Annotated in this window: 1 pseudogene; it reads left to right on the top strand. The window is 60.1% G+C overall.

What is annotated here, in order from left to right:
* Positions 1-296 (top strand): annotated as a pseudogene (locus EN852_RS39185) (porin); the annotation flags it as partial.

Genomic DNA, 296 nt, shown 5'->3' on the forward strand with positions numbered 1-296 from the left:
GCACATCGTCGGCGGCTTGTAGTTCACGCATGGCTGGGGCGCCATCACCGGCTTTGTTGCTTACGACAGCAACTACCAGGAAGTTTCCGGCAAGATCCGCGCGGATGTGAACATCAACGAAGCGTTCTCGCTGTTCATCATGGGCGGCTGGGGCACCAAGAGCCACCTCGAGGATGTGAGCTTCGTCAGCTATGCAGGCGGTCGCGGCTTCTACAAGCCGTGGGGCGGCAGCTGGGCAGTGTGGGGCGGCGGCACCTACAAGTTCAACGAGAAGATGTCGTTCAACGCGCAGGTTT

Origin of the sequence: Mesorhizobium sp. M2E.F.Ca.ET.209.01.1.1 (genome assembly GCF_004010375.2) — a bacterium.
Classification (GTDB): domain Bacteria; phylum Pseudomonadota; class Alphaproteobacteria; order Rhizobiales; family Rhizobiaceae; genus Mesorhizobium.